We start from the raw sequence: 26,506 nt of genomic DNA on the forward strand, positions 1-26,506 counted from the left end.
AGGGCCTTACCGGTAACGCCCGTCGCGCCCAGGGACGCGTCTGCGGGATGACGCGGTCGGCGAGATCGCCTGTGCAGCAATACATCCACGTTCAGCCGATGCGAAGCGCTTGCCTTGATGCGCTAGCGCATCAAGGCAAGCGCCTCGCGCTCCTGCGCCTCCACCGCCACCAGGCGCTGCAGCAGCAGCGACAGCGTCACCACGTCCTGGTGATTGTGCTCGGCCACGCGGCGCAGGTTGCGCGCGCTGCCGCCGCGCAGATAGCTCAACCAGGCGGCCGGTGCCTCGGAGCCGGGCAGGTCGTCTTCGCGCACCACGCGCAGCAGCTGCCGTTCGATGGTGGACAGCTTGCAGTTCTCCCAGGTGCCGCGGTAACGCCGGCGGGTAGGGAACAGCAGGTCCACGTGATCCAGCGCCGACAGCGGGTCGCCGCGGCGCGCCAGCCGGTAGCGCGTCTTGAGCAACGGCGCGTCGTAGCAACGCCCGTTGTAGCTGGACAGCACGGTGCGCGGCGACAGCCAGCTGCGGAACAGATCCAGCATCGCGCTCTCGGCCGCCATCGTGGACATCATCAGCTGGCGCACGCGCAGCCCGCTGCCCTGCGTAGCGTCGACATACCAATCGGCCACGCCGATCATGAAGGCACGCGTGCCGGTACCGCCGGCCAGGCCGGTGGTTTCGGTATCGAAGAACAGCAGGTTCAGCGGATCGACGGCATCGTCGCGTTTGGCGAAGGCCAGCGAGAGCGCCTGGCGTGGGATCGCCTGCGGCAGGAAGGCCTGGATCAGATGCAGGCCGGGCGCGATCTCGTCGCCAGGCAGATATCGGTCGGTGGATGGCGCGCGGACCGGTGTGTGCGCGGAGACCGCGCGTTCGCGCAGGCCGATCATCTTGCGCAAGCCGGCGATGTCGGTGCGGCGTTGTGGTGACGGCAGTGATGTGGGCGCAGCCGGTGCCGTGCGTACAGCCGGCACGCGCGCTGCCGCAGCGGCTGCCGCGCCCGCCGGCTTGTGGCGCACATCGTGGTCCACCCAGGCAAACGCCGAGCTATCGCGCGCAGGCGCTGCGGCAACCGGCGCCTGCAGGGCGCGGCGCGTCATGGCCGGTGCGGTGGGCTGGGCACGCGGCGCGCCGGCAGCCTCTGCGCTGCCGGGCTGCGCGCTTCCCGCAGCCGGCTTGCGCGGCAACGCGCGTGACCCAGATGCAGCAGCGCCCGGCGCAGGCTGGCGTTGCGAACGCGTGGGCAGCACCGCATCGTCCTTGCGCGCCGTGGGCGTCAGCCCGCCGACCTGGCGGCGTAGCAGGCGCAAACGTTCTGCGCTCACCCCAGGATCGCTGCCAGGCACCGGTGCTGCCAGCGCACGCATCGGCTGCGCCGCTGCGGGCATGTCACCTGCGACACGCGTGCGCGCATCGCCTGCCACTATCACCGCACCGACTGCATCATCCGAGGTACGCGCCACCACTGCCGCGCGCAGCGGGTGCGCATCGGCCTGCGCATTGTCCGCAGCGGAAACATCCGCACCATCCACTGCCGCGCCATCCACAACCGCCGCTGGCGCACGCACATCCGCATGCCCGGCCTGACGCCGCAGCAAGCGCAGCCGGTCTGCACTCACACTCATGCAAGCACGTCCAGCGCCAGGTCGTCGTCCACCTGCGTGGCATGCCGCAATGGCGCATCGGCGTCGAACAACAGTGCCAGCACCGTCAACGCCAGCGACTTGGGCGATTGCCCCTTGCCTTGCTCATGCGCGGCCAGCACCGGGCCCACGCAGGCCGGGCAGCCGGCGCTGCAGTCGCAGCGGCGCACCAGTTCGTCCGCGCGCTGCAGCAGCTCGGCCTGACGCAGCCACAGCGGCTCGCTCAGGCCCACGCCGCCGGGGAAGTTGTCGTACAGGTAGACCGTGGGCACGAAGGCCTGCTGCAGTTCCACCGCAGCATGCTCGCCTTCTTCCAAGCCGCGCAGTTGCCCGCGCCCGGTCTGGTCGGCCACCGCGAACCACGCGCCATCGCCATTGCCCACGGCTTTCTGCAGATCGCGCGCGTCGGCCATCACCGCCACCGTGGCGACCACGTGCAGTGCATAGGCGGCGCCCAGGAAACCGTCCAGCGCATCCTGCTTGGACGCGAACGCCTTGCCCAGCGTGGCTTGCGGCAGCTGCCACCACACCGCGGTGGTGTGCAGTTCCTGGTCGGGCAGGTTGACCGGGCCGTAGCCGATGTTCTCGTGCGTGTAGTAACGGATCTTCTTGTAGCCGGACACGCGCCGCACCACGTGTACTTCGCCATGATGCGAATCGCCACGGCCGGCCACGCTGCCATCGAAACGGTCCAGCACCTTGAGCTTGGTGTAGTCGATGCTGTCGGTGTAATAGTCCACGTGCGTGCGCGTCACGTAGGCCTTGCGGCCTTCCCAATCCAGCCGCTCCACCTGGTACGGCGTGCTCTGCACCATGTGGATGGCGCCTTCGTACAAGGTGAGCGCGGCGGCCGAATAATCCACTTCGGCGATGATCTGCTGCTTGCCATCGCTCTTGTCCACCACCACGAAGTTGCCGTCGGCCACCGAACGCAGGCTCACCGCATTGGCCGGGTAGCTGTCGGCGATCCACTCCCAGCGGTCGCCTTCCTGGTGGATCACCTCGCTTTCGGCCAAGGCTTCCAGAAATACCAGCGGGTCGATCGGGCCGAATGGTTCGCTGGCAATGAACGGCAATTCGAACGCCGCGCAGCGGATGTGGTCGAACAGGATCAGCGGCTGGTCCGGTGCGATGCGCGCATGCTCGGGCGAGGCGTCGGCAAAGAAATCCGGATGCCGCACCACGTACTGGTCCAGCGGCTGCGAGCTGGCCACCAGCACGCCCAGCGCCGGTTGCTGGCGCCGCCCGGCGCGCCCGAAGCGCTGCCAGGTCGCCGCCACGCTGCCTGGGTAGCCATTGAGGACCACCACGTCCAGCGCGCCGATATCCACGCCCAGTTCCAGCGCGGAGGTGGAAATGATGCCGTCGATGGTGCCGGCGCGCATCGCGCGCTCCACTTCGCGCCGCTCGGTGGGCAGATAGCCGCCGCGGTAGGCGCGAATACGTGGGGGCTTGCGCGGGTCGTGATCGAAGATGTCCTTCAGATACTTGGTCAGCACCTCCACCATCAGCCGTGTCTGCGCGAACACCAGCGTCTTCAGCCCGCTCTTGATGGCGATGCGCGCGATGCGGTTGCTCTGCGAACGCGCCGAGGCGCGCAAGCCAAGATCCGCATTGACCACCGGCGGGTTCCACAGCAGCACATGCTTGTCGCCGGTGGGCGCGCCGGACTCGGTGATGGCATGCACCTGTTCTTCGATCAAGGCCTGCGCGTGCGCATGCGGGTTGCCGATGGTGGCCGAGCACAGGATGAACTGCGGGCTGGCGCCATAGAACGCGCAGATGCGCTTGAGCCGGCGCAGCACGTTGGTGACGTGGCTGCCGAACACGCCGCGGTAGGTATGGATCTCGTCGATCACCACATAGCGCAGGTTCTCGAAGAACTGCGCCCACTTGGTGTGATGCGGCAAAATGGCTTGGTGCAGCATGTCCGGGTTGCTGACCACGATATCGCCATGCAGGCGGATCGCCTGGCGCGCATCGCCCGGGGTGTCGCCGTCGAAGGTGAAGGCCTTGACCCCCAGCTCGCCGGCGCGATTGAGATCCAGCAGCTCGGCCACCTGGTCCTGCGCCAGCGCCTTGGTGGGGAACAGGTACAGCGCCTTGGCCCCGGCGGTCATCGCCGCACTCACCACCGGCAGCGTGTAGCACAGCGATTTGCCCGAGGCGGTGGGCGTGACGATCGCCACGTGTTCGCCGCGCTGGCTGGCCGTCCAGGCCTCGGCCTGATGGCTGTACAGCTGATCGATGCCGCGCGATCGCAAGGCATCGGCGAGCGCGGCCGGCACATCGTCGGGGATCGGCGCGTAGCGGCCTTCGCGCCCGGGCAGGGTGAAGCTGCCGGTGATGCGGTCGTGGTAGCGCCGTTCCAGGCGCTGGGTGAGCAGCGCACCATCGCGGCTGGGGCGACCATCGGTGGTGGCCAGCGCGCGTTCGGCGGAATCGGTACGGGGAGCGAGGGCAAACGGAGGCATACGGCGGCTCCCAAAGAGGCGCATGAGACAGGGGAGGCGTCTCAGGGTATGAGACATGGCCCGAATGCGCGAGCCGGTGTCACTGAGCGAATTCAGCAAGCGGGTATGCTGTGGCCCCCGCCGCGTTGCGCCCGATCTGCGCGGTGGGTTCCCCCTCCCGAAGATCCGCCGTGCCCGTGCCCCCCAGCGCCCCCGCTCCGCACTACAAGACCCCCGCTGCCCGCCGTGCCGACGTGATCGTGCACGCTGCCGGGCTGTTCCTGGCCATCGTCGGCGGCGCCTGGATGATCTGGCGCGCGCATGCCAACCAGACCCTGCTGCTGGCCACCTGCGTGTATGCGCTGGGCCTGCTGGTGATGTTCGCCTGCTCGGCGGCCTACAACTTCGCTCCGCCGCAGCGCCAGCCGATGCTGCGCAAGTTCGATCATGCCGGCATCTTCGTGATGATCGCCGGCTCGTACACGCCGTTCTTCCTGGTCGCGCTCGATGGCGCCTGGCGCTGGGCGATGATCCTGTCGGTGTGGGGCGTGGCCCTATTCGGCGTGTTCGCCAAGCTGTGCCTGCCCGGCATCGCCAAGGGTTTCTGGGTGGCGATCTACCTGCTGCTGGGTTGGGCCGGCATGGTGGTGATCAACCAGATGATCGCCGGCCTGGACAGCGCGGTGCTGTGGCTCATCGTGGCCGGCGGCGCGTTCTACACCGTGGGCGTGGCGTTCTACGTGCGCAAGTCGATGGTCTATAACCGCGCCATCTGGCACGCCCATGTGCTGGGCGGCGCGTTGTCGCACTGGTGCGCCATCTGGCTGTGCCTGCGGCCGGTGGTGGAAGGCGCGTAAGGCGCCAGGGTCGCGCCGCCGCCGCTCACGCCGGCGCGCGAGGCACCAGTAGATCCGCCAGCCCCACACGGTGCAGCATCTCTGCACGCAGGCGATCGAGCACCGCAAAGCCCACGTCGGCGCCATCGCCGGCCGGATCGATATGCACCCGGAACGGCCGCGTGCCGAACGGCGCATCCACCACCTGCACGATCGCCTGCGCCACCTCGGCCACGTCGGCGTCCTCGGGGACGATGCGCGCGAACGCCTGCTGCACCTGTTCGCCGAATCGCGCATATGGGCCCGCCTCGTACGCGGCCGCGCGCGCGGCATCGTCGGGGGCGCCGGCATGCGCGAAGTGGTTGGTGCCCTTGGTGAAGGCGCCGGGCACGATGATCGAGGTCTCGATGCCCCACCGCGCCAGCTCGCGCGCGTACTGCACTGCCAGCGCATCCATCGCCGCCTTGGCGGCGAAGTAGGGCGCCAGATACGGCGGCGTGCCGCCGGCCGAACTGCTGCTGGACACCCACACCAACACCCCCTGCCGCTGCGCCCGCAACTGCGGTAGGGCGGCGCGGTTCACCCGCTGCGTACCCAGCACGTTGATGTCGTACAGGTGCGCGAACTGCTCGGCGCTGAAGGCTTCGGCTGGCCCGAACGCCATGTGCCCGGCGTTGTGCACCACCACGTCCAGTCCGCCGGCCTCGGCCACGATGGCGGCCACTGCCGCATCGGCCGATGCCTGCGACTGTACGTCCAGCTCGATCGCGCGCAAGGCCAGTTGCCGGTCGCCGGCCAGCGCGGCCATTTCCTGTGCCACACCGGCATTGCGCCCGGCGGTATCGCGCATGGAGGCGTAGACGGTATGGCCGGCGGCCGCCAGCGCTTGCGCGGTCAATCGCCCGAAGCCGCTGGATGCGCCGGTCACCAGGATGCGTTTGCTCATGTGCTTGCTCCTTCAAGGGGGGGAGGACGCGGCGCGCGCGTAACGCCGCGCGCCGGTGCAGCTCAGACCATGCCGCCGTTGGCGCGCAGCACCTGTCCATTGATCCAGCCGCCGTCCGGGCCGACCAGGAACGCCACTGCGGCGGCGATATCCTCCGGCTCGCCGAGCCGCTCCAGCGGATTGGCCTTGGACAAGCGTTCGATGAGCTCCGGCGGCTTGCCGTCGAGGAATAACGCGGTGGCGGTCGGCCCGGGAGCTACCGCATTGACCGTGATGCCACGTCCGCGCAACTCCTTGGACAGGATCGCGGTGAGCGTTTCCACCGCCGCCTTGGTGGCCGCATATACACCGTAGGTTTCCAGTTTCAGGCCAACCACGCTGGTGGACAGGTTGACGATGCGCCCGCCATCGCGCAGCCGCTGCGCAGCCAGGCGCAGCGTATTGAAGGTGCCTTTCAGATTGATCGCGATGTGCTTGTCGAACAAGGCATCGTCGCTGTCGGCCAATGTGGCCAACTGCATGATGCCGGCGTTGTTGACCAGCACATCCACACCACCGAACGCGCTGTGTGCTGCGGCGAACAAGCGCTCCACCGCCGCCGGGTCGCTGACATCGGCCTGCACGCTGATGGCGCGGCCACCGCCTGCTTCGATGTTGCGCACCAGCTGTTCGGCCTCGTCGGCATGGCCGGCGTAATTGAGCACCACCGTAAAGCCGTCGCGCGCCAGGCGCTGTGCGATGGTCGCGCCGATACCGCGCGAGGCTCCGGTGACAAGGGCAACCTTCTGTTGTTGACTCATGGATGTGTCCGTTTGCACCGCGGGGCTGCGGCGTTGCGAAAACTATCCAATGCAATGACACGACGATCATCACGCCAAACCGCACAACACTGTTCCCGGTGCGCGAACAGTGCGTGGCGAGCCCAAGGTTCGGTTCGTTGCCGCGCGGCTGAGGGCGCTTCCGCAGTACGGGCCGCATCGACCGTATCGGCAACGGACTGGCGGCACACGCGGCCGCTACCCGGCTAACCCGCAGCAGCGCCCGCCTTGCCCGCAAACAGCCGCCCGCCCACCGTACGCGCCGTTTCGAAATGCGACTCCGGAAACGCCGGGTCGGGCACGGTCAGCAGCTCGCTGGTGCGCACCGGCGCACCGCAGAAATCGAAGATGCCGTGGTCGATCTGGCTCTTCATCGCGCCGAAGTAGCCGTGGCGCGCATAGGTGCGCTCGTCGGCACCGCCAATGGCCAGCAGATGCACATCCAGCTGCCCCAGCCGTTTGACGATCCTGCCGTCCGGCGCCTCGTCGAACGCCCAGCCCAGCGTGAAAACGCGGTCGATCCAGCCCTTCAGCAATGCCGGAAACCCCCACCAGTAAACCGGGTACACCAGCACCAACGCATCCGCGCGCTCCAGCCGCGCATGCTCGGCGGCCACATCCGCCGGTGCCGGCGCACGCTGCTGAAACAGCGCGACATCGCCCAGCGTGAAGCGCGGGTCGAAACCTTCCTGAGCAAGGTCGGCAACGTCGAACGTGTGGCCCGCATCGTGGGCGGTCAAGCCCGCAACGACCTGCGCTGCCACCGCATGCGTATGCGAACTCGGCTCGGGATGTGCAATAACGATCAGGGAATGCATGCGGCAAGAACTCCTGGAGAGCGGTCATGAGGGAGAAAGGGTGTGGCACGCAGCCGCCGCACATGGGCGCAGCTGCGCGTTGGCTGCAGCGCACCTCGCAGTATCGCCACGCCTGCATGTGGGCGATGGAATCGCAACCAGGCGCAACAGGTAACGCAGGCGCCGTTGCGTGTTATCCAGCGCAAACGTGTATGCCATCATCGGCAACCGCCACGCCGGCCACAAGAACGCACGCAAAGGTAAGTAACGCACCCATGGGAAAGCCGCACACCCCGGACACCGCCGCCTGTGATGTCGAAGCCCTGCTCAACCTCATCCAGGGCCGTTGGAAACTGCTGCTGCTGTTCCACCTGTTCGACGGCCAGGTGCAGCGCTACTCCGACCTGGAGCGCCTGGTTCCCGGCATTTCGCAGAAGATGCTCGCCCAGCAGCTGCGTCAGCTCGAACGCGACGGCCTGGTGCTACGCACCGTCTACCCGCAGGTCCCACCCCAGGTGGATTACCGTCTGACGGCCTGGGGGCAGGCGCTGTGTCCTGCGCTGGATGCGATGCTGGCCTGGGGCGAGGCGCGCAAACAACCGCGCTGAGCATGGTGTGTTGCTTCTTCCAGCGAAGAGCGGCTACGCGGCGAGGTCCCAGCATCACAGCTACAGCCCTGCATCCTACGCATGGCTGTATCGGCAGGCCCGCGCCAATGTCACGCTAGGCCAAGGTGCCAGGGCGCCTGCGCCACAACGGCATCAGCGCAATCAATCCAAGCAATGGCCCGGGAAGCAGCACCCAGGCGATCTGTAATCCCAGTAGATCCACCAACCGTGTTGTGATCCCGATCGCAACCACCGTTATCGCAAAACCGATCGCGTTCTGTATCGATAACGCACTGCCGACGATGGGGGCAGGGCATGCGCGTGCAGCCAGGGCGGAGAACTGCGGTGAATCTGCCACCACGCTGGCACCCCAGATCACCATCAAGGCCAGCGCAGCAGTCGCGGTCTGTGCAGCCACCCACGGAAATGCCAGGCAACATAGCGCCGATACCCCCATCGCGAACGCCGCCACGCGCGCGCTGCCGATGCGCGCACTCAACTGCCCACCCAGCACACAGCCTGCTGCGCCAGCAGCGATCACCACAAACGCCAAGGTCGCCGCGCTCACCCCCAGCGCTTGCGCCAACCCCGTGCGCGCAATCAGCAGTGGCGTCAGCGTCCACATCGCATACAGCTCCCACATGTGGCCGAAATAGCCGAAAGTGGCCGCACGAAAGTCCTTCAACGCAAACGACTGCCACACCGCACCGAACGCCAGCCTGCCGCCCGCTTGTGGTGGTGCACCCGGTGCCTGCCCCAGGCGCAGGATCATCACCGCTGCAATCACCGCCAGCACCGAGGCCGCCACCATCGGCGTCTGCCAAGGCAGTGACCCACCCACCGCCTTGATGCCCTGCGGCAGCGCCGTGCCCAGCGTGAGCATGCCCACCAGCCACGCCAGCGCCTTGCCTGCATGCTGCGGCGCCCACTGCACCACCAGCTTCATCCCGATCGGGTAGATGCCGGCCAGGCACAGTCCGACTGCGAAGCGCCAGAGCACGCCTGTGGCCACGTCACTGGCGAACAGCGCAAAACCCAGGTTGCACGCCGCTCCTGCCACCGCACAGCAGGCAAACAGGCGGCTGGCCGCAAACCGGTCGGCCAACCCGCTCAGCGCAAAGCTCAACGTGCCCAGGATGAAGCCCACCTGCGTGGCCATGGTCAGCCAGCCGATGGCTGCCGCACCCACGTTCCACTGGCGCATCACATCGTCGGCCGCGCTATTGGCGGAGAACCATAGCGACGTGCCGAACAACTGCGCCACGACAATCGTCGCCAACGCAGCGCTCGAGCGTCTGGATGTCGTAATTGCGGAACTCATGGAGTCGGCCCGATCGGTGCGCATCGCCAGATCATGCCTGAAGCTGCGTGGAGACTTGGGGGCGCATGTGGCTTTTCAGTGCTTCGGTCCACTTGGCAAAAGCCCGTGAGGCGGTTGACTGCACGCCAAAATGGCGAGTGCACGGAAGGACTATGGGGCGCCACTCAGATCATCGAGTACGTCATCGACCTGCTCAGCCAGTTGCTGCAGGCAATGCGCCCATTGCTGCAACGGGATGGCCGGCATGCCCATGGCACCTTCTTCGCGCGTGCGCGGCGTGGCCAGGGTGGCGAGCAAGTGCAGTTGGTCGCGGACGCGTAGCAGGTGGTATTGCGTGCCTTCGGACATCCAGTAGCCGGGTTCGTCGTGCATGCCGCTCTCCTTGCCAGGTGGCAGCTCCCGCTGCACAACGCAGCGGGATGCCGGGAGGCTAGAAACCGCAGACAGCCGGCGGGCTTATTCCCCTTGCGGGTATTGTATTCGCCGCCCTCCCGGCGCAGGAACGCCGAGCCGTGCCAAGCCTTTCGGCCGGACACAAAAAACCCACCAAATTCTCGGAGGTGGGTGCCGCTGTCTGTATGGAGTTTCTAGGCTCCGGGTAGGAGTGTGCGACGGCGCCCCACAGGGGTCAAGCAGCACGGCGATCAATGCCTGTCCGCTGCCCATGGTGACTGCTCTTCGAAGACGGCTCGCGCGTCTTGCGCATGCGAAAGATGGCGGTGGGCTTGCTGTCGCGTTGGTGCGACATTCATTGGTCTACCGCGTTGGAGCAGGGTGACCCGACTCGTGCAGTCCATGCGCCAGCTCCAGTTGTTGGGCGAGCGCGGCTTCCTGGGCGATGGCCTGATTGGCGGCCAGCAGCTTGTGGTCCGATTGCTCGACCGGCGTGCGGATCGCCTGATCGAGCTCCACATGCACCCGCTTGTGCGCGGGGTCGTCCAGCCGGCCTTCCACAGCGAAGAGGTGACCGGTCTTGCCCATCACCACATGATCCGCCCGGCTCAACGCGTTGTCAGCCAGCGAGCGCTCGCCCACACCCGGATAGGCATCGCGGTTGTCCTTGCAGGCCGCCAGCAGGCAGCGGCTCACGCGCTCGCTCATCTCGTCGTAGGGCTTGCCCACGCTGTCGTCGATCTTGCGGACACCGCTACGGATCTGCTCAAGCATGGTGTGGTCCGGGTGCGCAGGATCGTCGGGCCCACGTGGGCGAATCGTCGCAGGCGCGCTGGGGACGACGGGCACGTAGGTATGGTCGTGCGCGGGATTCACGCTGCCATTCTGCGTATGATCGAAATGGTGCAGCGTCGGCGGAGTGGTGCTGCTGTCGTGGTAGGGAAACGGTGCCTTGTTCTGCCCGCGGTCCAGGCCTTCGTTCTCAATCAGGTGTTCCTTCAATCCCAGCGCAGCCATGTCGATGGTGACACGCGGCCGCGCGCCCTGATGCAATACGTTTGCACGATCTTCTGCCTGCAGGATCTGCTCAATTCCCCAGGTGCCGTAGTAGTTGGCATAGTCCGCCGTCGGCTGCAGCTGGCCTGCCTGATTGCGATGCTCGCCAATACCCACCGGGCGCTGGCCAGGCTGTGCGTAGAGCGGGGAGGGTCGATCGAAGTAGTGCTGACCCATTGCGGCAATGTTGCCCGACGTCTGAGAGAGACTGCCGTCTTGATTGAATGTCAAACCCGGACGTCCGACGACAATACCGGTGGAAGGATGATTTGCAATGAAGTCCTTGACCCTGTCGATTTGAGTTGCTTGCATCTCCTTGAGGCCTGCGTTGGGGTTCATCTGCTGTTGCTTACTAAGCAATGCATTCCAACCAGCAATCTCCGCCCTCGCCTCATCCTCACGTCCAGCCTGTATGTACGCACGAAGCTCGTCCGTGTAGTCATGTACAGGGCCCCGAGCTTTCGACTGAGTTTCAACGTCAGTCAAGAACTTCTGCGTTGCCTGTGTCTTTGCAGCGTGGTTAAAGCTATGCTGGATCTCATGCCCAAGTACGAATGTCATGTCCTTGTCGTTGAACATCCCTCGAGGATTGGCCGCTGAGCCAGTTTGCAGCCCTATCGGCGGCAAGTTCATGACTTTTCTGCCACCGTCGTAGGTACCCCCAGCCGCTATGCCCGGCCCTAGGAACCCAAAGCCCTCAAGTTGTGCTCTCTTCGGGTTTTGCGTATCCGATTGATCGATTGTCGTTGCCGACCTCTTGATCTCTGTAGCTAAAAACGGTGAACCATTGATCGTTGATTGCAGGTTATCGACCATGTCCTGCGTGACAGGATGACTAGCTCTTGCAGCGTCTTGGTAGGTGCTGTGTGCAAACGCTATGGACATCTGCTGAACTTGTAGCGTCGCTCTCAGGTTGCTGCTTGACGTATTCCCGGTAGGCTGGACATCGGCTAGCGGAAGAGTCACTACGCCGCTCTGTATATCGTAAGTTCCCGCAAGATTTGCCGCCGAGCCGGACGCAGCTTGTAGGGCGAAGCTCCGAAGATGGCCAGCTTGTGCTTGGTGGTTGAACTGCTGTAACAATCTGGGGTCCGCCACAATTGCGCCGCGCAACTGCGCTGCCTGATCCGGCGTAACGCCAGATCCAACAAACTGAGCTAACGCCGCTTCAAGTTGTTGATTCGGGATCATCATCAGCATCCATCCTTGGCTAGTTCAAGGTGCCAATTGATTTGACGCAGAGCCTACTAGGCGAACCAGGCGTCTCGTTCTGTGGAACGATCGAGATAACAATATTGTTATCACTTCCGTCTTTCGCAAATTTCGAAAGCCGCCAGCTCTGTAATTGACCAATCTCCCCGTACACAGGCGAATCCACGAATCCAGCTTCCACCAGAGAATTCTTGTATCTCTCAAAATCGATGCAATTGTGCTCCAGCCTGGAATATTCATTCTCTTCGTTGACGAAAGACAGGCTTATCCCCTGCTTCAGTGAGCGAGACTCGGGGATGAGTTCCAGTGAGTAGCTCCAACCATTGCCAAGCGCTTGGCCATAGATGTATGAATCAAGATTTTCGGCTGGGAAAGAGACTTTTCTCAAAGAAACTCCGGTGACTTCACGTACCCGCTCAACTGTCAAATCTTTTCTGGACTCCAAGCCTTGGAGCAACTTCAAAAAACTCTCACCAATTTCAACAGCGCTAAGCGTAGGATTGACCGACGAGGTCTCAGGCGTTGTCATTGCGCGTGGCTCTTCTGGTAGTGGCGAGGTTGAGTTAGCAGGCGTATGCGCACATGCACAAAGCATGCTTTGGCCAAGGACGAGAAGTGAGAGTAACGCAGCTCTTTTGGGTCTCATCAGCAATCGTCCATGTGGGCTAGTCATGATACTTTAGGAAGTTAAAGGCGGCATCAGCTATTTCGTGCGCATACGTAACCTACTTGTGAAACCTTCGATTGCCATCAAATCGATTCACTCGGACCTATGATTGGCTGTGGGGACTATGCGGCTTTGAGCTTACGGCTGTGAATCAGCACGTCCATTAGCGTATTGCCTACCATTCAGCGTGGTGATGGATTTAATGCACGTCTGGCTTGATGAGCCGGTTACCACTTTTCGAACAATGCCAGTATCGCCCTTCTCCATGGCCCCTATCCGCTCGTCTTCAGGAGAAAGGCTGGACCATTTGGATCCGGAGTGTTGCTTCAATCATTCGTTCTTGTGGACCGCCATAACGAACGCTTGCTGAGTACGCGGTATACCCTCAGACGCCGAGCGATGAACTGGGCTAGTTTCTGACTTGCAGACGACTTCATCACCTGTTACCCGGCCTGCCAAAGGCCGCGATCAAGGCGATACTTCCAGTATCGCGCAGCCATCGCTGGCTGACTGGCTGGTTCCGTTCTGCGGCTCGAGGGTGTGAGGTTAGTTGTGCTAACTAAGGCTGTCAACAACTCTCTCGTTGCCGGCTTTCAAGCCACGGCACCAGTCTGCCCAAAGGCTACGTCCAATCAGGGACACGCTGGCAAGTGTGCATGGCCGCACACGATACCTGCCGCCGTGCAAGAGTACTCATCCAAATTCCGTAGATCGCCAAACCTTGGGAACAATTGCCATGTCCGACATTCTGGTCAACATCGACGTCGACGATATCGGAGCCGCCGAGCGCTTCTACTGCGCCGCGTTCGCCCTTCGGCCCGCACGCAGGTTCGGCAGGGACGCGGTTGAGCTGATTGGCACTTCGTCCAAGCTCTATCTGCTGGCGAAAGCGGCAGGCACGCAGGCGGTCTCGCATGCGGATCAGCCGAGATGCTACGAACGGCACTGGACACCGATCCATCTGGATTTCGTTGTCGACGACCTTGAGCATGCCATTGCGCAGTCGCTCGCTGCTGGCGCGACGCAAGAGCAGGCGATCGGTGACAACGCATGGGGCCGCATCGCGCTGATGGCCGATCCATTCGGGCATGGCTATTGCCTGATCGAGTTCACGGCGGCCGGCTACGACGCCGTGGCGTCCTGATCGATCGAAGCCCAACACGCGTTATCCCGCGTGGATAACACTCGCCGCAAACAAAATGCCCCGACCAGGTCGGGGCGTTCTGCTACGTTGCTGGTGAGGCGCGGAGTTGCCTGTAAACCGCGAACTCAGTGCCGTGACTGCTTCGATGCGTCGCGCACCTTGTCGGCGACTTCGCCAGCCTTGCGCTGTACCTTGCCGATGTTCTTTTCGGCGGCGCCTTCCAGCTCGGTGCTTCTGTTGCCGGTAACGCGACCAACCGCTTCCTTTACCGAACCCTTGACCTGCTTGGCGGCACCTTCGATACGGTTCTTATCCATTGGATGTCTCGCATAGTGTTGGGGAACGCGGCCAGTCTGTGCATGCCTGTGTGAGCATGGCGTGCGCTCGCGTCCGCCGCACTCAGCTGCCGTTACGCCGTGCCGTCGGCACGTGAAGTTTCATTACATGCGACCGCGTACGGGTCGAGGTGTTGACAGCGGAACACCGGCAGCCGCTCGCCGCCCGGCACACCCCGGGGGCTGCAGGGTGCACGCAGACGCAAGGGTCGATCCGGACGCCAGCAGTTGCCTGCCTGCCGCTTGCCACGCAGCGCCGGTGAAGAACGGCCAACGAAACAGCAGCCGTCTGGTGGGTGTGGACGGCGCGCAGGAACCGGAGGGTACGCATGGTATATGCAGTTTCTGGGCACCGCCCACGCCCGTCTGGGGGCGGACACGGTCGTCTTGTTGGCCGCTCCAGGTTAATGCGTTGGTTTTGGTCAACGCCCCGTCCCCTGCGACCCACATTCTGTCCTGGCGTGCATGCCACAATGCGGCCACTTCCTACCGGGCACGGCTGCCACGTGAGCACAGTCCATCCTGTCGTTGCGCCGAGCGGCCTGGAGTTTCTGTCCGGTGGTGGGGTCATGGGCGCGACGATCCGCGCGCACGATTGGGCCGCCACGCCGCTGGGCGCGCCGCAGACCTGGCCGCAGTCGCTGCGCTCGGCGCTGTCGATGGTACTCAATGCCAGGCTGCTCGGTGCGGTGCTCTGGGGGCCGCAGCTGCGCCTGTTCTACAACGATGTGTATCTGCAATCGTTGGGCGACCGTCACCCTCATGCGCTGGGGCAGCCAGTGGCCGAGGTGTGGGGCGACACCTATGCGCCGATCGCCGAGGATTTCGCGCGGGTGATGCGCACCGGCGAGGGCTACGGCCAGGGCGTGGTCGCCTTGCCGATGCTGCGCAACGGGGTGCGCGAAACCACCTACTGGAATGCCACCGCCTCTCCCATCCGCGGCGAGGACGGCAGCATCGTGGGGCTGCTCAACATCGCCATCGAAACCACTGCGCAAGTGGCGGCCGACCGGCATCGCGATATCCAGAACGCCATGCTGAGCAACGAGAACACGCATCTGGTGCACGAGGTGGTCAACCGTACCAGCGAGCGCGATCGGGCGCTGGAGGCGGAGACCGCCGCGCGCCGCAATGCCGAGCGCGTGCAATTGGCGCTGGCGGCCGGCGCCATCATCGGGACCTGGATCTGGGACGTGCCCAACGATGCGTTCTCGGTGGACGAGGCATTCGCGGAAAATTTCGGCTTCGATCCGTCCAGCAGCCGGACCGACCTGCCGATGGAAACGGTACTCGCCAATGTGCATCCGGACGATCGCGACGGCCTGCGTGCGGCGATCGGCGAAGCCCTGGCGCGTGGCGGTGCGTATGCGCACCAGTACCGGGTCAGGCGCCGCGACGGCAATTACTACTGGCTGGAGGCGAACGGGCGCGTGGAGCGCGCGCCGGATGGCACGCCGCTGCGGTTTCCGGGGGTGCTGCTGGACATCGACGCACGCCACGCGCTGTCCGAAGAACGCGACCGCGCCCTGGTCGCCTTGCGCGAGCTGAGCGAGACCCTGGAACAGCGCGTCAGCGAGCGCACCGGCGAACTGATGGTGGTGGAGGAAGCGCTGCGGCAATCGCAGAAGATGGAAGCGGTGGGCCAGCTCACTGGCGGGCTGGCGCACGACTTCAACAATCTGCTTGCCGGTATCTCCGGCGCGCTGGAACTGATGACCCTGCGGGTGGAACAGCAGCGGTTTGCGGAGCTGCCGCGCTATTTGGGCATCGCGCAGAGCGCCACCACCCGCGCAGCGGCGTTGACCCACCGTCTGCTGGCCTTCGCGCGCCGCCAGACCTTGTTGCCCAAGCCCACCGATGTCACCCAGCTGATCGCCGATATCCTGGAGCTGGTGCAGCGCACCGTCGGCCCGGGCATCCGCGTGGAGAACGTGCCCAGCCCGCTGCTGTGGCCGGCGCTGGTGGATGCCTCGCAGCTGGAAAACGCCTTGCTCAATCTGTGCATCAACGCGCGCGACGCAATGCCCGACGGAGGACGGCTGCGCATCGACACCAGCAACCACTGGATCGACCACGATCTGGCGCAGCAACTGGGCATGCGCGAGGGGCCGTACCTGTCGCTGTGCGTCAGCGATACCGGCACCGGCATGCCGCCGGATGTGGTGGCGCGTGCCTTCGATCCGTTCTTCACCACCAAGCCGCTCGGCGAGGGCACCGGGCTGGGATTGTCGATGATCTACGGCTTCGCCAAGCAGTCCGGCGGGCAGGTCCGTCTTCAGTCCGAAGTGGGCAAGGGCTCGCGGGTATGCATCTACCTGCCGCGCCATCTGAGCGATCCGGCACATGCCGATACGAACACGCCGCTACTGCAACTGACGCCGACCGACGATGGCGAGACGGTACTGATCGTCGACGACGAACCCACCATCCGCCAGTTGCTGGGCGAGGTGCTGCAGGAACTTGGCTATACGGTGATCGAAGCCGGCGACAGCGCGGCTGGCCTGGAGATCCTGCAATCGGGGGCACGCATCGATCTGCTGATCAGCGATGTGGGCCTGCCCGGCGGTATGAACGGCCGCCAGATGGCCGATGCCAGCCGCGCGCACCGCCCCGATCTCAAGGTGCTGTTCATCACCGGCTTCGCCGAGAGCGCGCTGCTGGACGACCATCACCTGGAGCCGCGCATGGCGGTGCTGACCAAGCCCTTCAGCGTGAGCGTGCTGACTGCGCGGGTGAAGGAGTTGATCGCCACCCAGGGGTGAGTGCATCGGTGCGCCGGCGCTCACTCCACGCTCGTCGCCACCAGCCGCTGCCACAACGCGGCGTTGGCGGTCTCGTCCGGCTCCAGGGTGGCGAGGATGCCGAGGGCGCTGCCTTCCTGCTCGGCGCCGTGGCGGGCGAGCATGGCCAGCGCTGCGGCGAGGCGGCCGTACTGCAGCGCGCGGCCCAGGGTGGTGGCCAACAGGGTGGCGTCGTGTTCGGGGCGTTGTTCGTCCAGCGCGGCGCCCAGCTGCGGCGGCAGTTCCCAGGTGGTGGCGATGGTCTTGGCCACGGTCGCGGTGTGCCGCTCGACCAGGGCGGCGGCCACCTCCAGGCTGTAGGGCAGGTTTGGGCGTTCGGCATAGGCATCGCGCAGCACGCGCAGGATCACCACCGCGCCCAGGCCCTGCAGCAGGCCGGCCAGTTGCGCCGACAAGGTGTCGCCGCCGCGTTCGCGCATATAGGCCGCCGCCGCGGTGGCGGTACGCAGGGCGTAATCCCACACTGCGGCGGGCAGGCGCGCATGCAGGCCACCGTCCAGGCTCAACACCGGCTGCATCACGGCCGCGGCGACGATCTGGCGCACACCTTCGGTGCCGATATGCACCACTGCGCGTTCCAGGCTTTCCAGCGGGGCGCCCTGCGGGCGATACAGTGCGCTGTTGGCGATGCGCAGCAGGTTGGCGGCCAGCGCCGGATCCTGCGCGATGATCGCGGCGATGCCGCGGCCGGAGGCGTCCGGGTCGTTGACCGCGCGCATCAGCTGCGGCAACAGATGCGGGCGTCGCGGCAGCAGCTGCGGGCGCAGGTCGACATGCGCCAGCGCACCGCCCACGGCCTCCAGCACGGCCGCCTGTGCAGGATCGGTCGGTAAGTGGCCATCGGCCAGCGATGGGGTGGCCATCACCGCGGCATACATACGCCGCAGCAGCGGACGCATCGGCGGCGGTGCGGTCTGCAATGGCTGCGCGCTGGCGGCCAATGGCGCTGGCGGCGAGAGCGGGGCTTCGGGGATGGGCACCGGCGAGGGAGCGACCGGGTCGGCCGGGGCACCGGATGCCGCGGTGGTCGTCGTGGCCGCGGCGGCAACGGACGACGGCGCCCGCCGGCGCAGATGCATCCATACGAGGGCACCGACGATCGTCGCGGCAACGACGCATCCGGCAGCGAGCAACAACACGTTGGCGAGCATTGTGGGCAGTCGTTCGATCAGTGTCGCGACTATCGGCGATGCCGGCCACGGCGGCAATGCGGAATGCGTTCGTGACGCTGCCGGCTGCGCGCGCGCCCGGACGATAGCGTACCGCGCACGTCCGCGAGGACAGCGGTGCACTGCAGACGACCGGACCCGACCGGGGCTGCGCCGGTCGCGCACGCGTTACATCTCCGCGCGCGCCATTGGCCGGTAGCATGGGTGTTCCACTTCCAGCCGAGGGCCCGTCCATGTCCACCGTGACGCTACACCGTGTTGTGCGTGCCAGCCCGGAGCTGGTCTATCGGGCTTTCCTGGATGCCGATGCCATGGTCAAGTGGCTGCCGCCGTCCGGCTACACCGGCACCATCGAGCATCTGCATCCCCAGGTCGGCGGCACCTTCCGGATGGCCTTCACCCATTTCGCCAGCGGGCAGCGCCATGCCTTCGGCGGTACCTATCTGGAGCTGCAGCCCGGCGCCTTGCTGCGCTACAACGACGTGTTCGACGATCCGTCCCTGCCGGGTACCCTGCACACCACGGTTCGCCTGCACCCGCTGCCCTGCGGTACCGATCTGCAGATCGTGCAGGAAGGCATTCCCGAGCAGATTCCGGCGTACGCCTGCCATCTGGGCTGGCAGGACTCGCTGACCTTGCTGGCCCATCTGCTGGAAGCGCCGCCGCAAGGCTAGCCTGGGTGGTCCGCGCCGCTGTGCATCGGGCCGGCGCGTTCGTCGGCTCTGGCTGCGTTCATCGCGACGTTGCCTACGCAGACGGGCTGCGCAGGTGCCGCCATGCGACGAATGCCTGGTGCAGCGGCCTTGTATCGATTCCATGTCGCCGCATGTCATCGCGCCAGACGCGTGCACCCGTGCGGCATGCTGCGCACGCTGGCCAAGCTGCAGTGCAGCATGACTGAGGTGTCTTCGCACTGACCGCTGTGCTGCACGCCGCGCTAACGCGCATGGCCTCACCATGCGTCACCAGCTGTGCAGTTCTAGAGCATCTAGGCAGCTTAAAGGGTGCAGGCATCCGCAGTTGGACCACTTCCTGCAGACATCGCGTACCGCGCGGTGTCTGTTTTCGTTTGTGTAGTGCGCAAATGTGGTGCGCAAGGCCAACGGGCTGGACGTGAGCATGCTGCTGTCCAGGCCATCTCGCCGACAGCGTTCCCGTAGAAGCGTTCCCGGGCGCGACGGGCGTTACCGGTACGGCCCTCGCGCCCAGGGACGCTCTACAGAAGGGCAGTGCAGCTGGGGCGCATCGCCGCGTCGGGAGTGTGGCGAAATCGATCAGGCACCGGCGACTGTTGGCGAAGGTGCCGGCAGGGCGCGTGTTCAGTCCAGCTGCGACAAGGCCTGCGGGATCGGGGTCTGCCCGTCGATGAAGCCCACCGTCTTGCCGATGGTGGCCGGCGTCGCCAGCGCAGCAGCGATCACCTGGGCCACATTGGCACGCGAAACGCCGCCATCGGCGTCGCTGCCGGGGTCGCAGGCGATGCGGCCGGTGGGCGGATCCAGCGTCAGCCGGCCGGGCCCGAGTACGGTCCAGTCCAGCGTGGTACCGCGCAGGTAGGCGTCGGCCGCGCCCTTGGCCTGGGCATAGGCGAAGAAGGGATCGTCCGGCCCGATGCCGTGTTCCAGCCCGGCACCCAGATACGACACCATCACATAGCGGCGCACGCGCGCCTGTTCGGCTGCCTGCATCGAGCGGATCGCCGCATCGCGATCCACCGCATAGGTGCGCGCGGCATCGCCACCGCCGGCACCGGCCGACCACACCACCGCATCGTGGCCGGCCAGCTGCGCGGCGATGGCGGCGGTGTCGGCATGCTCGATGTCGAACAGCAACGGGGTGGCGCCATCGGCAACGAGATCGGCTTCATGCTCGGGATTGCGGAACAGCGCCGTGACCTGGTGCCCGCCGCGCACCAGCAACGGAGTGAGCAAGCGTGCGACCTTGCCATGACCACCAACCACCAATAGACGAGACATACGAGCTCCAGCAGGACGTGCGTGCAAGGTCGCCATTCTCACCAGCGCTGCGCTAAGCGCGCGTCAGTGCCCGCACTCGGTGCGGGCACTGACCGCAGCGGCGACATCTGGGACACTCATCCCCAGACCCGATTACGAGACCTGCCATGCCCACCTCCGATCTCCGCCCCCGTGTCGGTTGCGGTGCCTTCATCCAGCGTGCCGATGGCCGCGTGTTGCTGGTGCTGCGCGGGCGTGCACCCGAGCCGGGGCATTGGGGGTTGCCGGGTGGCAAGGTGGACTGGATGGAAACGGTGGAAGCCACCGTGGTGCGCGAGGTGCTGGAAGAAACCGGCCTGCAGGTACACCCGCAACGCGTGCTGTGCGTGGTCAGCCACTTCGAACCGGACATGCAGCCGCCGCAGCACTGGGTGGCGCCGGTGTACCTTGCCCGCATCGAAGGCAGCGAACAGGCGCAGTTGCGCGAGCCACAGGTGTTGCACGACATCGGCTGGTTCGAGCTGGATGCCTTGCCAACGCCGCTGACCCGCTCGGCGCGACAGGCCGTGCAGCAGGTGCAGGCCGAGCGCGACGCCACCGTGTGATGGGCCAGCTGTCGCGTTGAACCCGGCATCGCTGCCGGCCGCCTGCGCGCCCGACATCGACCGCGCAGCGACAGGCGCCGCGCCGGTCGCCAGTGCCCGGCAGCAGTGGCTTCCGCTATGCCGCTCGGTTGCCGTATGGCCCGGCAAGGCTGCACGGACGCGTGGCAGTGAGGCGACCCTGCCGTTGCCGCAGCGGCCGTGGGCATCGCGTCTCAGCGGCTGGTCGCGTGCACGCGGCCGATCCTGCGGGCGCCGGCCGGGGCACCTGCCGCGCGCGCGGGCACATGCTCTTCTCGTCACCCTCGCTAGGCTGGTGGCCGATTCTGCAGTGAGCCGCCCATGCCTTCCTCCGAGCTTCGCGCCTTCGTTGTCCGGGTGATCCTTGTCCTGGCCCTGGTGGCGTGCGCGTGCCTGCTCTGGAAGCTGGCGGATCTGTTGCTGATGGTGTTCGGTGCGATCGTGGTGGCGGTGCTGCTGCGCGCGTTGACCAGCCGGCTGACCCGGCATACGCGCCTGTCCGACGGCTGGGCACTGGCAGTGGTGGTGATCGTGCTGACCGTGGTGTTGGTGGCGCTGACCTGGCTGTTCGGCTCGCAGCTGGCGTCGGAAGTCGGTGCCCTGCAGCGCACGCTGCCGCAGGCGTGGACGCGTCTGCACGACTGGATCGCGGCCGGGCCACTGGGGCCGGCGCTGCACGAGCTGACGCGCCAGGCGCCGACGCGCGTGTCCAATCTGGCCCCGCGTGCCGGCGCCTTCGCGCTGGGGCTCACCGGCAGCGTGGCCAACCTGTTCCTGGTACTGGCCGGGGCGGTGTATCTGGCCGCGCAGCCGCAGCTGTACCGGCGCGGGGTGTTGCTGCTGCTGCCGGCGCACGTGAGGGCAACCACCGACGAGGCGTTGCAGGCGAGCGCTACCGCATTGCGGCTGTGGTTGCGTGGCCAGCTGATGGCCATGGCGGTGGTCGGGGTGCTGACCGGCCTCGGGCTGTGGGCACTGGGCATTCCCGGTGCGCTGGCGCTCGGCATCCTCGCCGGCCTGCTGGATTTCGTGCCGATCGTGGGGCCGATCGTGGCGGCGATCCCGGCCATCCTGCTGGGATTCACGGTCAGCCCGCAGATGGCCCTGGCCACGGCGGCGCTGTTCGTGGTGGTGCAGCAGATCGAAGGCAACCTGCTGCTGCCGCTGATCCAGCAACGCACCGTGGACCTGCCGCCGGTGCTGCTGCTGTTCTCGCTGTTCGGCATCGGCATGCTGCTCGGCCCGCCCGGCGTGCTGCTGGCCGCACCGCTGACGGTGGTGGCGTTCGTGCTGATCAAGCGCCTGTACGTGCAGGAAGCGCTGGGCACGCCCACGTCGATTCCGGGGCAAGCACAGCGCTGAGCGCTGAGCGCTGCGCGTAACGCGTCGTAGCCAGCACGGGACGTGCGGCGCGCTGTGCATCGGGCGCGCACGCAGCAGCGCATGGGGCGGCGATCAACCGCTGCCTCGACCGAGGTGCGCGACGTCGAAGGCTCGGCCATTCGCGCTAACGCCATGCTGACACCGGCTAGCCGCAATGCTTACATCTTCTCGCCTAGGTTGAGATCGCGGTGCACACGCATCGCGCCGAAGACAGCAAAGGAGAAATCGGATGAGTCTGCGAATTCCTCAGGGCGCCCTGGTCGTGGTGGCCGACGGTGGCGAAGCGCGCTGGTTTACCAACACCGGCGACGAAACCAGGGTGGTGCTGCGCCAGCACGCGCGCACCGATGTGCAGAACGTCGACGACGAGGGCCCCGCAGGCAAGGCACCACGCGATCTCACCGAGGCGGACCTGGACGAAGCGACCTTCGCCAAGCAGCTGTCGCAGGCATTGAACGATGGCGCCCTGAAGCAGGATTACACGCATCTCGTGCTGGTGGCCGACCCGACCACGCTGGGCCGTGTGCGCCCGCTCCTGCACAAGGAAACCCAGCAACGGCTGGTTGGCGATCTGGCCAAGGATCTGACCAACCTGCCGCTGGAAGACATCCAGCGCGCGTTGTCCTGAAACATCGGAGACCGCCGATGGGGTTCGTCCGCGACTACGCTGCACAGGCACCCGAGCGTCGCGCGGTCGATGCACACGCCGGTCTGCAACTGCTGGAATTCGGCACCGATTGGTGCGGCCACTGCATCGCCGCGCAGCCCTTGCTGCAAAAGCTGCTGGGAGGCTACGCGGATCTGGACTATCGCAAGGTCGAAGATGGCAAGGGGCGGCCGCTGGGCCGCTCCTTCGAGGTCAAGCTCTGGCCCACGGTGATCCTGCTGCGCGATGGCGAAGAACTCGCGCGTGCGGTGCGGCCGCAGACCCGACAGGATCTGCAGGCCATGCTGGAGATCCTGGAGACACGCGACCACGCACGCTGATCGCGTGATGCGCACGTGCAGACGCATCATGCATGTGCACGGCACAGGTGCCAACCTCATCGACGCATCTGCGACATCGCGATGACCTGCGATAAATCACTGGAAAACCGCTGAAAAATCAGACTGCCGGGCGTCTGGCACACGCTCGCGTCTGCAGGCTTGGGCGAGCTGTAGTACCATAAGCGCCGATCAATCCTTGGGCATCCGCCCACCCCTTTGGTCATCTGTCCCGCAGCGCCGCTGAGTTGACGCGGCCGTCCGGGAATGCCTCCGGCTCTTCGGTGCATGTGCGACTGCCGTGCGTGGTGATGGGCCGTGTCCTGTGCGTTGGCCGGGACGAGCAGGCAGCGGTGGCCGCTTCTGGAGCACACGTCTGGAGACTGCACCTATGCACGATACCCGCGCGATCCGATCGCATTTCGGCTGGTTCAAACGCCGCCGCCAGCTGCAGCTGGACGATGTCACCGTGGTGGACCGCGGCATGCTGCGCAAGGCGGTCGGTGCCGCCGCGCTGGGCAATGCGATGGAATGGTTCGATTTCGGCGTGTACGGCTATCTGGCGGTGACGCTGGGCCAGGTGTTCTTTCCCGCCAGCAACCCCACCGCGCAGCTGATCGCCACTTTCGCCACCTTCACCGTCGCGTTCCTGGTACGGCCCATCGGCGGCATGGTGTTCGGCCCGCTGGGCGATCGCTACGGGCGGCAGAAGGTGCTGGCCGCCACGATGATCCTGATGGCGCTGGGAACCTTCAGCATCGGTCTGATCCCGTCCTACGCCAGCATCGGCCTGTGGGCGCCGGCGCTGTTGCTGATCGCGCGTCTGGTGCAGGGATTTTCCACCGGCGGCGAGTATGGCGGTGCGGCCACCTTCATTGCCGAATACGCCACCGACCGCAATCGCGGCCTGATGGGCAGCTGGCTGGAATTCGGCACCTTGGGCGGCTACATCGCCGGTGCCGCCACGGTGACCGCGCTGCATATGAGCATCACCCCGGCGCAGATGCTGGACTGGGGCTGGCGGGTGCCGTTCCTGATCGCCGGCCCGCTCGGTCTGCTGGGCCTGTACATGCGCATGAAACTGGAGGAAACCCCGGCGTTTCGCGCCTATGCGGAGCAGGCCGAGCAACGCGAACGCCAGACCGCCGGCCAGGGCCTGATGACGCTGCTGCGCCTGCACTGGCCGCAGTTGCTCAAGTGCGTGGGACTGGTGCTGGTGTTCAACGTCACCGACTACATGCTGCTGACCTACATGCCCAGCTATCTCAGCGTCACGATGGGCTATGCGGAAAGCAAGGGCCTGTTGCTGATCATCCTGGTGATGCTGGTGATGATGCCGCTCAACATCGTCGGTGGGCTGTTCAGCGACAAGCTGGGCCGCCGCCCGATGATCATCGGCGCCTGCATCGCGCTGTTCGCGCTGGCGATTCCCTGCCTGTTGCTGATCGGCAGCGGCCACGACGGCCTGATCTTCGCCGGCCTGATGCTGCTCGGCCTGGCGCTGGTGTGCTTCACCAGTTCGATGCCGTCCACGCTGCCGGCGCTGTTCTACACGCCGGTGCGCTACAGCGCATTGTCGATCGCCTTCAACGTCTCGGTATCGCTGTTCGGCGGTACCACGCCGCTGATCACCGCCTGGCTGGTGGAACGCACGGGTGACCCGTTGATGCCGGCGTATTACCTGATGGGCGCTGCGGCGATCGGCCTGGTCACCATGCTGTTCGTGCGCGAAACCGCCGGCCTGCCGCTGCGTGGCTCGCCGCCTGCGGTGGCCAGCGATGCCGAAGCGCGCGCGCTGCTGCAGACCGACAGCCCGGTCACGGTGGACGCGCAGTTGCCGGTGAGTCCCGCACCTGCGGTCGGCCAGGCGCGGACCGCGTAAGCGCGCAGGCTGCGCTCAGCGCAGCGCCGGGTCGCGGGTATCGGGCATGTCCGGATACGGCATGCCTTGCCCGGTCTCGACATAGCGTTTGAGGCTGCTGCCCAGGAAGAAGCGCCAGCCCTGCGCGCAGGTGTCGAAGCACGGCGAATCGCGGTAACCGGACTGCACGAACTCCACCTGGGTGCCTTCGCTGGTGGAGATCAGATCGAAGCGCAGCACCGTGCCCTCCCAGGCATCGGTGTCGAGCATGTTGGAGCGCGCGCAGCGCCAGCACACCTGCCGGTGGTCGGCGTCTTCGTCGATGCGCAATTCCACCTGCCAGCCATGCCCGCTCCAGCCCAGGCAGACGCGGTCTTCCAGCTGGCGCACCTCGCGCGTCCACCAGCGCCCCAGCTGTGCGGGCTCGGACAGTGCGGCCGACACCACTTCCGGTGCGGCGGCAATCACGAAGCGGTGGCGGATCTCACGGGTCATCTGGCGGGATTGGCGGCGTGGATACCGATGATCGCGCATTTTGCCTGCAGATTGCAGCGGTCGCGGCTGGTCGGGCGCGCTCGTCCAATACTCACACGGCGCTGGGTACCATCGCAGCAGCCCTTCCACGACGAGAGCAGGCATGACGACGCTTCCGATTCCCGTACTGGATGCTGCGGCGCAGCGTGATCTGGCCGCTGCCCACGCATTGCTGGAAAACCCCGGCGTGGCGGCGCAGCTCGCCAACGCGCTGGGCGCGCCGCTGGAAAGCCTGATCAGCAAACGGCTGCCGAAACTGGTCACCCGCAGCATCGACGGTGTGACCCGCCGTGCCCTGCAGGTGGCGATGAAGTCGGCGCTGCTGAGCTTGCGTGGCGATGCTCCGGCGCTGCAACCGGCCGCCACCACACGGCATACGGTGGCAGTTGCGGTGGCGGGCGGTGCGGGCGGCTTCTTCGGGCTGCCCGGGCTGATGGTGGAATTGCCGTTGACCACCACGGTGATGTTGCGCTCGATCGCCGACATCGCCCGCGCAGAAGGAGAATCGCTGCAGGATCCGGATACCGCGCTGGCCTGCCTGGAAGTGCTGGCGCACGGCGGCCGCAGCGCGGTCGACGATGGCGCCGAATCGGGCTATTTCGCAGTGCGTGCGGCAATGGCGCAGCAACTCAGTGCCGCCGCCCGCCACGTGGCGGCGCACGGCTTCGCCAGCAAGGGTGCACCGGCGCTGGTGTCGCTGCTGTCGCGCATCGCCGCCAAGTTCTCGGTCAACGTGGGCGAAAAGCTGGCCGTGCAGGCGGTGCCGCTGGTGGGCGCGGTCAGCGGCGCCACGCTCAATACTGTGTTCATGCGCCACTTCCAGGCAATGGCCCGCGGGCACTTCATCGTGCGCCGGCTGGAGCGGCGCTTCGGCGAGGAGGCGGTGCGGCGGGCGTATGAAGCGCTGTCTGCGCCGCGGTGAAAAGAGTCTTCTTCTAACGCGCGCCGCGATCCGCAGCGCGCAACT

General features: G+C 66.0%; 24 protein-coding genes and 1 other RNA gene. 11 read left to right on the forward strand and 14 right to left on the reverse strand.

The annotated features are described in order from the left end of the window. Positions 1-122: 122 nt before the first annotated feature. Both LL964_RS17835 and LL964_RS17840 read right to left on the reverse strand, forming a co-directional pair. A complete protein-coding gene (locus LL964_RS17835; RefSeq protein WP_104588719.1) occupies positions 123-1,625 on the reverse strand; it encodes a ribonuclease H-like domain-containing protein in 1,503 nt (500 codons plus the stop codon). Further along, positions 1,622-4,117 (reverse strand): DEAD/DEAH box helicase, encoded by a 2,496-nt coding sequence (locus tag LL964_RS17840; RefSeq protein WP_167395444.1) that lies wholly within the window; start codon positions 4,115-4,117, stop codon positions 1,622-1,624. The genes LL964_RS17835 and LL964_RS17840 overlap by 4 nt, the downstream gene beginning before the upstream one ends. 170 nt (positions 4,118-4,287) lie before the next feature. On the opposite strand from LL964_RS17840, the gene trhA reads away from it, so the two are divergent. After that, complete coding sequence (gene trhA, locus LL964_RS17845) at positions 4,288-4,953, forward strand: PAQR family membrane homeostasis protein TrhA (protein ID WP_167395443.1); 666 nt, start codon at positions 4,288-4,290, stop codon at positions 4,951-4,953. Positions 4,954-4,978: 25 nt separating this feature from the next. Here the strand turns inward: trhA and LL964_RS17850 are convergent, their stop codons facing one another. The 3 genes from LL964_RS17850 to LL964_RS17860 form a co-directional block, all read right to left on the reverse strand. Continuing rightward, on the reverse strand, positions 4,979-5,878 hold the full coding sequence (locus tag LL964_RS17850) for an SDR family NAD(P)-dependent oxidoreductase (protein ID WP_104588717.1): 900 nt from the start codon (positions 5,876-5,878) through the stop codon (positions 4,979-4,981). A gap of 62 nt (positions 5,879-5,940) precedes the next feature. Further along, positions 5,941-6,678: an SDR family oxidoreductase gene (locus LL964_RS17855; RefSeq protein WP_104588716.1), complete on the reverse strand. Its 738-nt coding sequence runs from the start codon at positions 6,676-6,678 to the stop codon at positions 5,941-5,943. 224 nt (positions 6,679-6,902) lie between these two features. Beyond that, positions 6,903-7,514, reverse strand: coding sequence for an NAD(P)H-dependent oxidoreductase (locus tag LL964_RS17860; RefSeq protein WP_104588715.1), 612 nt, complete (start codon positions 7,512-7,514; stop codon positions 6,903-6,905). 254 nt (positions 7,515-7,768) lie between these two features. Here LL964_RS17860 and LL964_RS17865 point away from each other — a divergent pair, with 254 nt between their 5' ends. Then, the gene (locus LL964_RS17865; protein ID WP_104588714.1) at positions 7,769-8,101 is read left to right on the forward strand and encodes a winged helix-turn-helix transcriptional regulator; all 333 of its coding nucleotides are present in this window, start codon (positions 7,769-7,771) and stop codon (positions 8,099-8,101) included. A gap of 115 nt (positions 8,102-8,216) precedes the next feature. Here the strand turns inward: LL964_RS17865 and LL964_RS17870 are convergent, their stop codons facing one another. From LL964_RS17870 to LL964_RS17885, 4 genes are all read right to left on the reverse strand, one after another. Then, positions 8,217-9,380: an MFS transporter gene (locus LL964_RS17870; protein ID WP_228329486.1), complete on the reverse strand. Its 1,164-nt coding sequence runs from the start codon at positions 9,378-9,380 to the stop codon at positions 8,217-8,219. Between the two features lie 192 nt (positions 9,381-9,572). Next, positions 9,573-9,794 (reverse strand): XAC0095 family protein, encoded by a 222-nt coding sequence (locus LL964_RS17875; protein ID WP_167395441.1) that lies wholly within the window; start codon positions 9,792-9,794, stop codon positions 9,573-9,575. Positions 9,795-10,178: 384 nt separating this feature from the next. Continuing rightward, positions 10,179-12,065, reverse strand: coding sequence for an XVIPCD domain-containing protein (locus tag LL964_RS17880; RefSeq protein WP_104588743.1), 1,887 nt, complete (start codon positions 12,063-12,065; stop codon positions 10,179-10,181). Positions 12,066-12,081: 16 nt separating this feature from the next. Next, positions 12,082-12,612, reverse strand: coding sequence for a hypothetical protein (locus tag LL964_RS17885; RefSeq protein WP_104588711.1), 531 nt, complete (start codon positions 12,610-12,612; stop codon positions 12,082-12,084). A gap of 874 nt (positions 12,613-13,486) precedes the next feature. On the opposite strand from LL964_RS17885, the gene LL964_RS17890 reads away from it, so the two are divergent. Continuing rightward, positions 13,487-13,894 (forward strand): VOC family protein, encoded by a 408-nt coding sequence (locus LL964_RS17890; RefSeq protein ID WP_104588710.1) that lies wholly within the window; start codon positions 13,487-13,489, stop codon positions 13,892-13,894. Between the two features lie 125 nt (positions 13,895-14,019). On the opposite strand, the gene LL964_RS17895 is transcribed toward LL964_RS17890, so the two are convergent. Together LL964_RS17895 and LL964_RS17900 are read right to left on the reverse strand one after the other, a co-directional pair. Then, positions 14,020-14,211 (reverse strand): CsbD family protein, encoded by a 192-nt coding sequence (locus LL964_RS17895; RefSeq protein ID WP_104588709.1) that lies wholly within the window; start codon positions 14,209-14,211, stop codon positions 14,020-14,022. A 286-nt stretch (positions 14,212-14,497) separates the two neighbouring features. Beyond that, positions 14,498-14,567: non-coding RNA, sX9 sRNA (locus LL964_RS17900), on the reverse strand. A gap of 231 nt (positions 14,568-14,798) precedes the next feature. On the opposite strand from LL964_RS17900, the gene LL964_RS17905 reads away from it, so the two are divergent. Further along, entirely contained in the window at positions 14,799-16,991 is a 2,193-nt protein-coding gene (locus LL964_RS17905) for a PAS domain-containing protein (RefSeq protein ID WP_425478215.1), read from the forward strand. 20 nt (positions 16,992-17,011) lie between these two features. On the opposite strand, the gene LL964_RS17910 is transcribed toward LL964_RS17905, so the two are convergent. Next, positions 17,012-18,181 (reverse strand): HDOD domain-containing protein, encoded by a 1,170-nt coding sequence (locus tag LL964_RS17910; RefSeq protein ID WP_146092444.1) that lies wholly within the window; start codon positions 18,179-18,181, stop codon positions 17,012-17,014. A 218-nt stretch (positions 18,182-18,399) separates the two neighbouring features. On the opposite strand from LL964_RS17910, the gene LL964_RS17915 reads away from it, so the two are divergent. Then, entirely contained in the window at positions 18,400-18,873 is a 474-nt protein-coding gene (locus LL964_RS17915) for an SRPBCC family protein (RefSeq protein ID WP_228329487.1), read from the forward strand. 645 nt (positions 18,874-19,518) lie between these two features. On the opposite strand, the gene LL964_RS17920 is transcribed toward LL964_RS17915, so the two are convergent. Continuing rightward, entirely contained in the window at positions 19,519-20,175 is a 657-nt protein-coding gene (locus LL964_RS17920) for an SDR family oxidoreductase (RefSeq protein WP_104588705.1), read from the reverse strand. A 146-nt stretch (positions 20,176-20,321) separates the two neighbouring features. Here LL964_RS17920 and LL964_RS17925 point away from each other — a divergent pair, with 146 nt between their 5' ends. The 5 genes from LL964_RS17925 to proP all read left to right on the forward strand — a co-directional run bounded on the left by LL964_RS17925 (position 20,322) and on the right by proP (position 25,026). Beyond that, the gene (locus tag LL964_RS17925; RefSeq protein ID WP_104588704.1) at positions 20,322-20,759 is read left to right on the forward strand and encodes an NUDIX domain-containing protein; all 438 of its coding nucleotides are present in this window, start codon (positions 20,322-20,324) and stop codon (positions 20,757-20,759) included. A gap of 339 nt (positions 20,760-21,098) precedes the next feature. Beyond that, complete coding sequence (locus tag LL964_RS17930; RefSeq protein WP_104588703.1) at positions 21,099-22,139, forward strand: AI-2E family transporter; 1,041 nt, start codon at positions 21,099-21,101, stop codon at positions 22,137-22,139. A 250-nt stretch (positions 22,140-22,389) separates the two neighbouring features. Then, positions 22,390-22,788: a host attachment family protein gene (locus LL964_RS17935; protein WP_104588702.1), complete on the forward strand. Its 399-nt coding sequence runs from the start codon at positions 22,390-22,392 to the stop codon at positions 22,786-22,788. A gap of 17 nt (positions 22,789-22,805) precedes the next feature. Further along, the gene (locus tag LL964_RS17940; protein WP_104588701.1) at positions 22,806-23,147 is read left to right on the forward strand and encodes a thioredoxin family protein; all 342 of its coding nucleotides are present in this window, start codon (positions 22,806-22,808) and stop codon (positions 23,145-23,147) included. Positions 23,148-23,535: 388 nt separating this feature from the next. Next, a complete protein-coding gene (gene proP / locus LL964_RS17945; protein ID WP_104588700.1) occupies positions 23,536-25,026 on the forward strand; it encodes a glycine betaine/L-proline transporter ProP in 1,491 nt (496 codons plus the stop codon). 15 nt (positions 25,027-25,041) lie between these two features. On the opposite strand, the gene LL964_RS17950 is transcribed toward proP, so the two are convergent. Then, complete coding sequence (locus LL964_RS17950; protein WP_167395440.1) at positions 25,042-25,500, reverse strand: SRPBCC family protein; 459 nt, start codon at positions 25,498-25,500, stop codon at positions 25,042-25,044. A 142-nt stretch (positions 25,501-25,642) separates the two neighbouring features. On the opposite strand from LL964_RS17950, the gene LL964_RS17955 reads away from it, so the two are divergent. Beyond that, positions 25,643-26,461 carry an EcsC family protein gene (locus LL964_RS17955; RefSeq protein WP_146092443.1) on the forward strand — a complete coding sequence of 273 codons (819 nt, stop codon included), beginning with the start codon at positions 25,643-25,645 and terminating at the stop codon, positions 26,459-26,461. Positions 26,462-26,506 lie beyond the last annotated feature (45 nt).

The organism is Xanthomonas melonis (genome assembly GCF_020783655.1).
In the GTDB taxonomy this organism is placed as follows: Bacteria; Pseudomonadota; Gammaproteobacteria; order Xanthomonadales; family Xanthomonadaceae; genus Xanthomonas; species Xanthomonas melonis.